The following is an 11,736-nucleotide window of genomic DNA, read 5'->3' as shown; positions in this document are numbered from 1 at the left end:
TCGTCGCGATAATGTCTACCCCGTGACATCAGATACTCAGCGATGACCGGCGTCATGCTCAACAAGGCGGACCAGGCATTCCTGGCTATAGAACGTCTGATCGTGTTGCAGGAGCTTCCGCCGGGCACGTTGGTGTCGGAGAAGCAACTCATGGAGCTGACCGGCCTCGGGCGTACACCGGTGCGCGAGGCGCTGCAGCGCCTGGCGCGCGAGCGGCTCGTCGAGATCCATGCCAATCGTGGCGTCCTGGTGCCTACAGCCTCGATCGAGGCTCAACTCAAACTGCTCGAACTTCGCCGAACGTTGGAGCCTTTCGCCGTCCGACTGGCGGCGCAACGGGCCAATGCGCAACAGCGTCGCACGGCGGCCGCACTCGCGGAGGAAGTTCTCGCCGCCACCGCGTCGGTGGACGATTTCGCCACGTTCCTGCGGGACGCGCACGCGCTCGTGGTCAGCGCGACGCACAATGAATTCGTCGAGGTCGCGATGGCGCCCCTGCAGGGATTGTCCCGGCGGTTCTGGTTCGGCAATCTCACCGACCCGCAACAAGATCTGGCCGAGGCCGGCGAGCTGCATTCCGCGATCCTGGCCGCCATCGCGGCCGGGGACGCCGAGGCCGCCGAAGCTGCGTCGCTTGCGCTCAGCGACTACCTGCTGGCCTTTGCCTATGCCACGCTGCCGCATCGGGCCCAGGGATGATCTACGCTTCGGTCAGTCGGGGGCCGATCCTGCGGCGTCGACGCGCGTCGGCGCCGCCTGGACAGCGGAGCAAATCTCCGGTCTGGAAAGTCATGTACCACTCACCTCCTGGTAGCGAGACCAGCGAGACGCAGAGCCCGTCAGCCAGGAGAAGTTGTCGTCGCCGGTGACGTCGATCCGGCCGGCCACGTCGGATGGCCTAGACCGGATCGAAACCGGAAATCAGCCAGCGGTCACCGGTCCTCTCCAGGGTGACCCGCACGCTGGAAGCGGTGTCGGTCGGCGCGTCGGCGCCGACCACCACGGTCTGGTTGACGAACACCAGCACCACCGCGCGATTCGGCTCGGCCTCCACCGAGGCGGCCGCCGGTACCGAGGCCACCGCCGAGATCTGCTTCTCCTTGGCGCCCGGGATGACGACATCGGTCGTGAGATCGGTGTAGACCTGCTGGAAATCTCCGGTCAGCAGGGACCGGGCGTCCGTGAGCTGCTGTTCCACTGTGTCGGGCTCATAGGACAGCAGCGCGATCGTGCTGTCCTTGGCAACCTGCACCGATTCGGCCGCAGCACCGTACCCGTCGCGTACCGAATAGTCCTGCCATTTCAGATAACCGGCGCCGAGCGCCAGCACCAGCGCGAGGGCGGGCAGGACTCCGTAAGCCCGCACCCGCGCCCATGCGATGGATCCCTTCTGGGGCGTGGAGGGACTTCCTTCGGTCACCTCGGGTCCGGTCACCTCGGTTTCGGTCACGGCACGAACTCCACGTTGGACACCTTCACCTGATCATCGCCGACATCCTGGACGGTGATGCGCATCCGCCACAGCCGCGACTGCTGCTCGGCCGCACCGGCATTGGAGGTCTGCACGGTCACCGCCACAAGCACACTGGCCTCGGTATCGGATTCCGTTTCCAGCCCCGCCTCGGTCACCATGCCGACGGACTTCGACTGCGCCTGCTTGACGACGTCGACGAACGGTCCCGCGCGCTGCTGGAAATCGTCGTAGAAGGTGCCGGTGGCGGAGTCCACGATGCGCTGCACATCGGCCTCGGCCTGCTCGAAGTCGATCGTGGTCAGGTTTATCGCGCCCTGCCGGCCGACCTGAAGGAACAACGCGCGTTGCGCCTCGCGCTTATGCGATTCGTGGGTGCGGAAACCGAGCCAGCCGACCAGGCCGGCCAGGGCCAGCACCACCGCGAGTGCGACTATCGTCGCCAGTTTCAGATGTGATGTCTCGGGCTTGGTAGGTTCCTCAGCCACAGCATCGTCGAAGTTCCCGTCAGCTTCGTCTTCTGACGTCTCGGGAGTTTTTTCGGTGACTGTCACTTCGGCTTCAGGTGCGGACTCGCTCACTTCCCCGGAGGGGGTAGCAGCATCGTCTGCCATGTTTGCTCCTCGTTCGCGGCACGGGCCAGGTTCGATTGGGTGTACGCCTGCCCGTCCGGTCCGACGTACGTGCCGCTTGCCGGATCGTATTCAGCGGCTGCGACGGGCAGGGGTGCAACAGCCGGATGTGGCGCTGTTTCTGCAGGCGGTGCGCCCGGCCTGACCTGCGGGATGGACTGCCCGGACATGGTGGCGTTCGGATCGCCCTTCCAGTTGAAGCCGTCGTTGAGTGGGACGTAGGTCTCGTCGCTCTCGCACATCGCGACGGTGGGAGCACGCTTGCCCGGCACCGTCAGACACGGCAGGTTGCGGGCGCCACGCACGTTGAACGCGGAGTCCTGCGGGATGCGGCAGTACAGGTCACCGGCGGGCCGGTCCGGGTAGTCCTCCAGGCTGGCGACACGCTGCTGCTGCGGTGGCAGGAATCCGGTGGTACAGGCCGGCGGCAGGTTCAGGTTCAGGTTGAAGTTCAGGTACGCGCCCTTGTAGTCCTGCCTGGTGTTCCGGTTGGCGGTACCGGTGGCCTGGGTGGTGGCGGTGCCCTGCGGCAGCAGCACCAGCAGCTGCTCCAGCGCGGGCTGATAGGTCACCAGGACCGGGTTCACGCTGGCCAGGTTGGCGAGCACGATCGGCAGCGTCGGCTTCAGCCTGTCCAGCAGCGCCCGCGCTTCCTCAGCCGCGCCGGGTCCCCGGGCCAACAGGCCCCGCACCGCGTCGTCGTGGTCGCGCAGCTCGCCGGTGATGGTCGCCAGGTTCGACGCCCACGCCTGGATCGCGCCGGACGTGTCGGTCTGGGTGTCGAGCACCGGCTTCGACTCGTCGATCAGGGTGGTCAGCGAATCCAGGTTGGCCCGTGAATCGATGGCCAGCTGGGTGGAACCCCTCACCAGCCGTGACAGGTCCGGGCCCAATCCACCCACCGCCAGGTAGGCCTCGTCGACGGCAGTACGCAGGTTGTCATCCGGGATGGCTTGCAGGCCAAGGTTGGTCGCGTCCAGCAGGGTGTTGACGTCCATCGGCACCGAGGTGCGATCCAGCGGGATGACGTCGCCGTCACGCAGTTCCGGACCGTCGGCGCTGCGCGGTAGCAGTTCGACGAACAGCTCGCCGACAGCGGTCTGGCTGTGCACCTGCGCGTCCAGGTCGGCCGGGATCGGCACGTCGGACTCCAGCGAGAGCAACGCCTCGACGGTGCCGTTATCAGTCAGACCCACCTTCTCGACGCGGCCCACCTGCGACCCGCGGTAGGTGACATTGGCGCGCTCGTACAGGCCTCCGGTCTCCGGCAGTTCCACGGTGACGCGGTAGTGCCCGGCGCCGAAGAGCAGATTCGGCAGGCGCATATAGCTGAAGGCCATGATGCCGATCGCGATGATCGAGATGGCGATGAAGACCGCCATCTGCATGAGGATTCGTCTGGTCAGCACCATGTCAACGCCCCTGATCCCAACGGTACGGCGCGACAAGCGGATTCACCGCGGTGTATGGGCTGGGTAGCTGGCCGATGGTGCGGCCCCATTGCATCTCCAGCTCGGTCAGATCACCTTCGAAGCGGGTGCCGGTGAACAGCCCCTGGTCGACGCGGCTCAGGGTCAGGTCGACGATGAGGGTCAGGTTGGCGTAGTCGCCGCGCATGAAGTTGGTGATGGTTTCCTTGGGGAACGGATACGTCGAGAGGAAGCTCAGCGAACGGGTCAGTGCCGGTCCGGCGTTGGCCAGCTGCTCCAGCGTCGGACCGAGGGCCTTGAGCTCGGCGACCAGCGCTTCCCTGGTCTGGCTGGTTGTATCGGCGGCCAGCGCGCTGAACTTGCCGAGCTGAGCGAGCGCTTCGGCGAGCATCTCGCGCTGATCCGAGAGCACCTCTAGCGCATTCGGGAGGGTCTGCAACGCTTTGTCCACCACCGGTTTCTGCTCGGCGACCTGACCTACCAGAGAGTTCAGGCTCTCGGCCGCGGCGATGATGTCGTCCCTCTGGTCGTTGTTGTAGGCGATGAAGAGGTCGAGCTGCTCGATCAGGCTGCGCAGCTCGGCCTCACGACCGGAGAAGGCCGTGCTGAACGCCGTCGTGATGTCCTGGACCTCGCCGATGCCACCGCTGTTGAGCAGCAACGAGATCGCGGCCAGGGTCTGCTCGGTGGTCGGATAGGCTCCACTGAACTCCAGCGGAATAACGGCTCCTGCTTTCAGCCTGCCCTGCGGCGCGGTGGCGGTCGGTGGTGCAAGCTCGATGTGCTGGGATCCGAACAGGCTGGTCTGGCCGAGGGTGGCGGTCGCGTTGGCGGGCAGCACGACGTTCTCGTTGAGGCTGATGGTGACCAGTGCGTGCCAGCCCTGGCGTTCGATCCTCGTCACGTTGCCGACGGTGACGTCATCGACCCGCACCCGTGAGTTCGGCGACAGGTGATCGACATCGGGCATCTGGGCCTGCACGATGTATGCCCCGGGCCCGACACCCTCGACACCGGGCAGCGCGACCGAATTCAGGCCCTTCCATTGGCATCCGGTGGCGGCCGTCGCGACGATGAGCAGTCCGATACCCACGTACCTGCGGCCCGTCATGATCCGGGTCCCGTCGGCACCATCATCCCGGGCAGACCGTCGGCCGGGTTCGTGGCCAGCCCGACGCCGGTAGGAGCCTCGGCGGCCAGCGGCGGGTCACCTGGAGCGGGTGCGGCACCGGCCGGCGGCGCAGCGGCAGCGGAGCCCGGCGGCGGGATGTAATCCGGGCGCATCCAATCCTCGCTGTAAGTGATCTCATTCGGCCGCGCCGATGCGGTGACGCCGAGGTTCTGGCCGATCGGCAGGAAGTTGTACTGACGGTTCCTGATGATCGGCGCAAGGTACTGCACGCAAAGCTTGGCGGACTGCTCGGCGCCGAGTCTCGAGGCGGCCTGCACGGCGCCGCACAAGAAACTGATCGGGTTGGCGAAGTTGTTGATCACCGGCACGCTCGATGCCGCGCCCTGAGCCGGCTGATAGATGTTGACGTAGTTCTGGAACGTCGTCGGTGCGACGTGCAGGAACTGCTTGACGTCGCCGAGGCTGTCGTTGAGCGCCTGGGTCACCCCGGCGAGCTTGTCCGATGTGGTGCCGAGGCTTTCGCGGTTCTCGGCGACGAAGTTCTGCACCAGGCCGACGGTGTCGGACAGATCCTGGATGGCGGTGCCGACCTCGTCGGGGTTGTCGGCCAGGGTGCCGGTGACCGAGGCGAGGTTCTGGTTCAGCGCTCGCATCACATCGGTGCTGTCCTGCAGCGCCGAGACCAGGATGGACAGGTTCTTCACCGTGGCGAACACATCGGTGCTGTGATCACCCACCGCCGAGATCGCCTGGGACAGTTTGACCAACGTGGCGCGGATGTCGGCGCCCTGACCGCGCAGGTTGTCCGCGGCGGTGTTGACGAACGCCCCGAGCTCGCTGACGCCCCCGGCTTCGGTCGGCTGCAGCGTCTCGGTGATGCGGTGCAGCTGCTCGCGGACATCGTCGTATTCGACCGGGACCACGGTGCGGTCCTGGCTGATGACGGCGTTGTCCTGCAACACCGGTCCCTCGGAATAGGTCGGGGTCAGCTGAATGGCGCGCGAGGTCACCAGCATCGGCGACAGGATGGCCGCATTGACGTTCTCGGGCACCTTGTGGCTGCCGTCGTACCAGAACGAGATCTTCACTCGCTCGGGCTCGGGCTCGATCTTGTCGATCCGGCCGACCGGCACGCCCAGGATCACCACGTCGTCGCCCACGAAAATCCCGTTGCTGCTGTCGAAGTAGGCGACGACGTTGACCCGGTTGATGGTGTCACTGACCTTGATCACCACGAACACACCGGCGGCCATCAGCGCGACCAGCGCCACCGCCAGGAACGTCCGCGTGCGTGGCTTGGAAGGCATTGCCATCAACGGACTCCCGGTTCTGTGCCGGATCCGGCACCGTGCGACGCGGGCTCGCCGGGGGCGGGCACGAACACCGGGCCCGCCGGGGTCGGGGTCGACGCGATCCCCGGCGGGGCCACCGCGGGCGGTCCCGGCGGCGGTTCACCCGGCGGGGGCGCCGGGATCGGCTCGCGATACGGGTAGCAGCCGGTCGGGCCGGGCAGCGGGATTCCCGTTGGGCCACAACCGAGATCGCCGGGATTACCGGTGATGGCGTCGGGCAGGGTCAGGCGCGGTTCGCCACCCTGACCGGTACGCGGGAAGGGCACCGGCATCGCCGGGGTGCCGGCCTGACCGACCTGCGGATCGGTGCGCTCCGAGGGGAGCAGCACGTTGGGGTCCAGACCCAGATCGGAGAACGCCGCGTCGACGAACGGCTGCACGAACTGACCCGGAAGCAGGTTCGCGACATACGACTTGAAGAACGGTCCACCCGACACCGACTCACCCAGCGACATCGCGTAGTCGCCCATCAGCTTCAACGACCGCTGCAACCGCTCCTTGCGGTTGTCCAGCATGGTCAGCACACCGTTGAGCTTCTCGATCGCCGGCTTCAGGGTCTCGTCGTTCTCGGCGATCAGGCCCTGCAACTGACGGCTCAGCGCCGAGATGTTGCCCGAGATCGCGTCCAGCGCAGCGCTTTGCACCTGCAGCTCCGCCAGCAGCGCATTACTGCTGCGCACCAGCCCGACGATCTGGTCGCTGCGCTCGGCGAGCACCGTGGTGGCCTTGTTCGCGTTGCGCAGCAATGTCCGCAGTTCGGCGTCGCGTTCGTTGAGTGTCTCGGAGAACCGCGACACCCCCTCGATGGCGACCTTCAGTTCTGGCGGGGTGTCGGCGAAGGTTTCCGAGAGCACCCGCAGTGAATCCGAGAGCTGGTTGGTGTTCAGTCCGCTGATGGTGGCCGACAGGTCGCCGAGCGCGTCGGGCAGTTGGTAGGCCGGCGTGGTGCGTCCCAGCGGGATGGTGCCGTCCTGCCAGCCGTCACCGCGCGACGTGACCTCCAGATATTTGGTGCCCAGCAGGCTCTTGGTTCTGACTGCGGCCTCACTGCGATCCCCGATGCGCACGTCGCCGTCGACCTTGAAGGTGACGAGCACTCGCTGGCCGTCCAGCTCCACACCGGAGACTCGACCGACCCGCATGCCGGAGACCTGCACGATGGCGCCGTCGCGAATACCGCTGGCCTCGGAGAAGTAGGCGGAGTAATCCTTACCCTGGCCCAGGAAGGGTAGTCTGTCGTAGTTCAGCGCACCCAGCACGATCGCCGCGATGATCGCGAGACCGACTGCGCCGATTACGAACTGGTTGCGTTCAGCGAAGGACTTCATCGCGGGGTGCACCTCCCGCTGTTCTGCCCGGCGGCCTTCACGTACACCGGCTGACCGCCCTTACCGTTGAGCTTGAGCACGATATCGCAGAGGTAGAAGCTGAAGAAGTCACCGTAGATGCCTTGCCGCGCCAACGCCTGATACGCATCGGGCAGCGTGTTGATCAGGTTGTCGAAGTAGTCCGCGTCGGCGACGACGATGCCTGCGGCGCGGTCGGTTTCGGTGACGGTCTTGGTCAGCGGGGGCCGCGCCTGGTCCAGCAGTTCGGCGATGCTGCCGGCCGCCTCGCTGACGTAGGCGACACCGTTGGCGATGTCGGTGCGGCGTTCGGCCAGCCCGTCGACCAGCTGGCTCAGTCCGTTGACGGCTTTGGCGAACTGTTCGTTCTGGTCGCCGAGGGAGCCCATCACGGTGTTGAGGTTGACGATGACCTCTCCGATCAGCTGGTCACGGTCGGCCAGCGTGTTGGTCAGTGCCGCCGTCTGAGTCAGGAAGGACCCGATGGTTGCGCCCTGGCCCTGCAGCGCGCTGATCAGGGTGCCCGACAGCGCGTTGACCTGGTCGGGTTCCAGCGCCTTGAACAACGGCCGGAAACCACCGATCAGGGCGTCCAGATTCAGCGGTGGTGCGGAGCGGGACAACGGGATCGTGGCGCCAGGCCGCAATCGAGACGTGTCGCCGGTGCCCTCTTGCAGGGCGAGGTAGCGGCCGCCGATGAGGTCGTCGTAGCGGATCGCCGCACGGGTTCCCTGGGTCAGCACCACCGACGAGTCGGCGGTGAAGTTGACCAGGACCGTGCCGTCGTCGCGGATCTTCATATCGCCGACCTTGCCGACCTCGACACCGGCGATCCGCACGAAGTCGCCGGGCTCCATGCCGCCGACATTGGTGAACTCGGCGCGATAGCCCTGTTCGGTCTCACCGAACCGCAGCTGGGAGAAGATCGCAAACAGCCCGAAGACACCCAGCAGGCACACTGCCAGAAAGATGGTGAGCCGCCAGATGGCGCCCGCCAGATTGTCTTTCATGGTTGTTCGGTTCTCCTTCTCGGTGTCTGACCTCGGATGTCACGGGCTGGGCGCAGCGGGCACCGGCAACGGCTGCGGCGGTAACGGCGTCGGCTGCACGCCGGGCGCGGTGACCACGAACGGTTCCGAACCCGGAGTCGGGCCCGGTTCGCGCGGAGCCCCCGGCGGCGGTGCCGGCGGCAGTCCCGGCCACAGCGGGGTGCCGTCGGGCGCGTACAGCTGGGCACCGTACGCGGGGGCGCCCGGATATGGGATCGGGCCGATTGCCGGGCCACCGAATGTGTTGCGGATGCTCGGCGGCTCCGGCACCGCGCGGGTGACGGGCAGCCAGTTGCCGTACGCCGGGAAGGCGATGCCCGGGTTGGGCCGCCAGTCCACACCGGTGCCGAAGCCGGTGTTGGTGATCAGCTGACGCACCGGCCAGTTCTCGTCGACGTTGGGCAGCGAACCGCAGCTGGGCTTTCCGCCCGGGCCGCCCTTGGCACCGACGATCGGCAGGTTCTGCGGATAGCGGTACGGGTCATCGCCTAGCGACAGGCTGGTGTCCAGAATGAAGGACTTGCCGTTGCCACCGGTGGCGTCGTAGCCGCCGTGATCCAGCAGGTATTTCGCACCGGTGAGCAGGCAGGTGTAGGACGGGCTGTACTTGAGCAGCAGGTCCGTCGTCGGCTGCAGGGTGTTGACGGCCTGGATCAGGTTGGCGTTGTTGGGCGCCAGCAATTCGATGCCCCTGTTCGACAGACCAGTCGTGGCCAGCAGCAGCGCGTCGAGTTGCCGGGAGTTCGCGGTCACAGTGGTCGCGGTGGTGCTGGCGGCATCCAGGGTCGCCAGGATGCCCCGGGCGGCATTGCTGTAGGCGTCGCCGAAGCCTTTCAGCGCCTGCCAATTCTCGCGGATGGTGTCGGCGCGCGGGTTCAGTGCCAGCAGCACCTGGTTGGCGTCGGTGGTGGCCTGCCCGATGATCTCGCCGCGGCCGCGGACGGCCTCGGCAAGCGCCGACAGCGTGCTGTTCAGTTTCGCGGTGTCGACCTGTTCGAGCACCCCCACGAGGTTCTCGAAGACGGTGTTGACCTCGGTGGTGACATTGAGCGATTCGAGCACCTGCCCGGATCGCAGCCGCTCGGCGCTCGGGCTTTCCGGGTAGACAAGGTCGACGAACTTGGCCCCGAAGATCGTGGTGGCCCGGATGCGGGCCTCCACATTGGCCGGGATGAAACGGATCTGGTCCGGGTCGATGTCCAGGCGCAGCTTGACCGGGGACGCAGCCTCGGAGTCACCGCCGCTGATCGTAACCACGCGGCCGACCTGCACGCCGCGCATCTTCACCTTGGCGTTGGTCTCCATCATCAGGCCCGACCGATCGGAGGTGAGGGTGACCGGGACGGTGCTGCGCAGCGAACCAGTGAACAAGGAATACGACAACCAGATGGTGGCGATGACGAACACCACCAGCAGCAGGGTCCACCACCCCGGCGCGATCCCTTTTCCGCGTCTCGAATCGTCCATGTCAGCCGGCCAGATTGAAGTTGCCCGATTGCCCGTACACGGCAAGGGAAATCATCACCACGACGAATGCCGAGATGACCAACGAGGTACGCACCGCACGGCCGACCGCCTCGCCGACGCCCGCGGGGCCACCGCTGGCGGTGAAACCGTAGAAGGTGTGCACCAGCATGATGACGATCGCCATCGCGATCGACTGGACGAACGACCAGATGAGATCGATCGGGTTGAGGAACGTGTCGAAGTAGTGGTCGTACACACCGCTGGACTGCCCATAGATCACCGTGGTACCGATCTTCGCCGCATAGAACGACATCAGCACACCCACGCAGTACAGCGGGATCACCACAATCACACCGGCCAAGACTCGGCTGGACGCCAGATAGGCGATGCTGCGGACACCGATGACCTCCAGCGCATCGATCTCCTCGTTGATGCGCATGGACCCTAGCTGTGCGGTGGCGCCGGCGCCGATGGTGGCCGACAGCGCGATCGCCGTGGTGGCCGGCGCGATGAGGCGCACGTTGAAGAACGCCGATGCGAAACCGGTCAGCGCCTCGACACCGAGCTCGGAGAACTGGTTGTACCCCTGTACCGCGACCAGCGCACCGGTACTGACCGTCAGGAAGCCGACGATCGCGACCGTGCCGCCGATGATCGCCAAAGCGCCGGTGCCAAGGCCCATCTGGGCGATCAACCGGACCAGTTCCTTGGGATATCGCACGAGCACGTCACCGATGGACAGCACAGTTCGCCCGAAGAACTGGGTTTGCACACCAACCTGGTTCCAGCCGTCGACGACGCCGCCGACACCGCGGCGCAGGCGGTGCCCTATCACGCTGGTCACATCGTCGCCCGCACGCCGACCGCCGTCGCGACCACGTTGATGGCGAACAACGCCATGAAGGTGAACACCACGGTCTCGTTTACGGCGTTACCGACACCGGCCGGGCCACCGCCCACCGAAATGCCCTTGTAACAGGCGATCAGACCGGCCGCCAGACCGAACAGGGCGGCCTTGACCAGCGCGATCATCACATCGGACGGCCCGGTGACGAGCGTCAGGCCCGCCACGAACGCACCGGGCGACACGTGCTGGACATAGACGCAAAAGAAGAAGGCACCGGTGAGCCCGACCAGCACCACGGTCGCCGACAACGCCAGCGACACCGTGGTGGCGGCAAGCACCCGCGGAACGACCAGCACCTCAATCGGATTCACGCCCATCACCCGCAGCGCATCGAGCTCCTCACGGATTGTGCGCGCACCCAGGTCGGCGCACATCGCGGTGGCGCCCGCTCCGGCAATCACCAAAACCGTGACGATCGGCCCGATCTGGGTGACGGTGCCCAGCGCGGCACCGGTGCCCGAAAAGTCCGCCGCACCGAACTCGGTGAGCAGGATGTTGAACGTGAACGTCAGCAGGACCGTGTACGGGACCGTGAGCATCAGCGTCGGCAGCAACGAAACCCGTGCCACGAACCAGGACTGGAGGATGTACTCCCGCCAGGCGAACGGCGGCCGGAACATCAGGGTGAAGACGTCCAGCGTCATCGAGAAGAACCCGCCGAAAGCGCGCACAGGGCGGGAAACGACACTGGCGATCGCCTCTTGCGTAGCCATCAGCGGACCAATCCCGCCAGGTGCAACATCCGCTTACCCATGAAGTCCCTTCGACGGTGCCGGCTCATCCGAACGCAATATGGCTACAGGCGCCACGATGGTTGCGGAAGAACGTACATAACGATTGGTTGGCAGTGCTCACGTCACAGTGCGACTCGGGAGACCTGGAATTCGACGACGGGTCCGGGTTGGATGCGTCCCTGGCCGACGAAGATGGTTTGGTTGACCCAGGAGTAT

Annotated in this window: 11 protein-coding genes and 1 pseudogene; 1 reads left to right on the top strand and 11 read right to left on the bottom strand. The window is 66.1% G+C overall.

Annotated elements, in window-relative coordinates:
* Positions 1–42: 42 nt before the first annotated feature.
* Entirely contained in the window at positions 43–699 is a 657-nt protein-coding gene (locus tag ACWDUN_RS24790) for a GntR family transcriptional regulator (RefSeq protein ID WP_449932816.1), read from the top strand.
* 199 nt (positions 700–898) lie between these two features.
* On the opposite strand, the gene ACWDUN_RS24785 is transcribed toward ACWDUN_RS24790, so the two are convergent.
* From ACWDUN_RS24785 to ACWDUN_RS24735, 11 genes and pseudogenes are all read right to left on the bottom strand, one after another.
* A complete protein-coding gene (locus ACWDUN_RS24785) occupies positions 899–1,450 on the bottom strand; it encodes a hypothetical protein (protein WP_449932815.1) in 552 nt (183 codons plus the stop codon).
* A complete protein-coding gene (locus ACWDUN_RS24780) occupies positions 1,447–2,085 on the bottom strand; it encodes an Mce protein (RefSeq protein WP_449932814.1) in 639 nt (212 codons plus the stop codon). The genes ACWDUN_RS24785 and ACWDUN_RS24780 overlap by 4 nt, the downstream gene beginning before the upstream one ends.
* Positions 2,049–3,515 carry an MCE family protein gene (locus ACWDUN_RS24775; protein WP_449932812.1) on the bottom strand — a complete coding sequence of 489 codons (1,467 nt, stop codon included), beginning with the start codon at positions 3,513–3,515 and terminating at the stop codon, positions 2,049–2,051. The genes ACWDUN_RS24780 and ACWDUN_RS24775 overlap by 37 nt, the downstream gene beginning before the upstream one ends.
* A 1-nt stretch (position 3,516) precedes the next feature.
* The gene (locus tag ACWDUN_RS24770; RefSeq protein WP_449932810.1) at positions 3,517–4,644 is read right to left on the bottom strand and encodes a virulence factor Mce family protein; all 1,128 of its coding nucleotides are present in this window, start codon (positions 4,642–4,644) and stop codon (positions 3,517–3,519) included.
* Complete coding sequence (locus tag ACWDUN_RS24765) at positions 4,641–5,978, bottom strand: MCE family protein (protein WP_449932808.1); 1,338 nt, start codon at positions 5,976–5,978, stop codon at positions 4,641–4,643. Before ACWDUN_RS24765 ends, ACWDUN_RS24770 begins: the two co-directional genes overlap by 4 nt.
* Positions 5,978–7,345 (bottom strand): virulence factor Mce family protein, encoded by a 1,368-nt coding sequence (locus ACWDUN_RS24760; RefSeq protein WP_449932806.1) that lies wholly within the window; start codon positions 7,343–7,345, stop codon positions 5,978–5,980. The genes ACWDUN_RS24765 and ACWDUN_RS24760 overlap by 1 nt, the downstream gene beginning before the upstream one ends.
* A complete protein-coding gene (locus ACWDUN_RS24755; protein WP_449932805.1) occupies positions 7,342–8,373 on the bottom strand; it encodes a virulence factor Mce family protein in 1,032 nt (343 codons plus the stop codon). Before ACWDUN_RS24755 ends, ACWDUN_RS24760 begins: the two co-directional genes overlap by 4 nt.
* Positions 8,374–8,412: 39 nt before the next feature.
* On the bottom strand, positions 8,413–9,879 hold the full coding sequence (locus tag ACWDUN_RS24750; protein WP_449932803.1) for an MCE family protein: 1,467 nt from the start codon (positions 9,877–9,879) through the stop codon (positions 8,413–8,415).
* A gap of 1 nt (position 9,880) precedes the next feature.
* Positions 9,881–10,714: an ABC transporter permease gene (locus tag ACWDUN_RS24745; RefSeq protein ID WP_449932802.1), complete on the bottom strand. Its 834-nt coding sequence runs from the start codon at positions 10,712–10,714 to the stop codon at positions 9,881–9,883.
* Positions 10,715–10,719: 5 nt separating this feature from the next.
* On the bottom strand, positions 10,720–11,499 hold the full coding sequence (locus ACWDUN_RS24740; protein WP_449932800.1) for an MlaE family ABC transporter permease: 780 nt from the start codon (positions 11,497–11,499) through the stop codon (positions 10,720–10,722).
* A 143-nt stretch (positions 11,500–11,642) separates the two neighbouring features.
* Positions 11,643–11,736 (bottom strand): annotated as a pseudogene (locus tag ACWDUN_RS24735) (DUF3237 domain-containing protein); the annotation flags it as partial.

It is taken from the genome of Mycobacterium sp. NPDC003323, assembly GCF_053589535.1.
This window is presented reverse-complemented; position numbering and strand designations above follow the sequence as displayed.

Coding starts and splice junctions, on each gene's coding strand:
- ACWDUN_RS24790 (WP_449932816.1), top strand. CDS start 43: ATGACCGGCGTCATGCTCAACAAGGCGGACCAGGCATTCCTGGCTATA.
- ACWDUN_RS24780 (WP_449932814.1), bottom strand. CDS start 2,085: ATGGCAGACGATGCTGCTACCCCCTCCGGGGAAGTGAGCGAGTCCGCA.
- ACWDUN_RS24775 (WP_449932812.1), bottom strand. CDS start 3,515: ATGGTGCTGACCAGACGAATCCTCATGCAGATGGCGGTCTTCATCGCC.
- ACWDUN_RS24770 (WP_449932810.1), bottom strand. CDS start 4,644: ATGACGGGCCGCAGGTACGTGGGTATCGGACTGCTCATCGTCGCGACG.
- ACWDUN_RS24765 (WP_449932808.1), bottom strand. CDS start 5,978: ATGGCAATGCCTTCCAAGCCACGCACGCGGACGTTCCTGGCGGTGGCG.
- ACWDUN_RS24760 (WP_449932806.1), bottom strand. CDS start 7,345: ATGAAGTCCTTCGCTGAACGCAACCAGTTCGTAATCGGCGCAGTCGGT.
- ACWDUN_RS24755 (WP_449932805.1), bottom strand. CDS start 8,373: ATGAAAGACAATCTGGCGGGCGCCATCTGGCGGCTCACCATCTTTCTG.
- ACWDUN_RS24750 (WP_449932803.1), bottom strand. CDS start 9,879: ATGGACGATTCGAGACGCGGAAAAGGGATCGCGCCGGGGTGGTGGACC.
- ACWDUN_RS24740 (WP_449932800.1), bottom strand. CDS start 11,499: ATGGCTACGCAAGAGGCGATCGCCAGTGTCGTTTCCCGCCCTGTGCGC.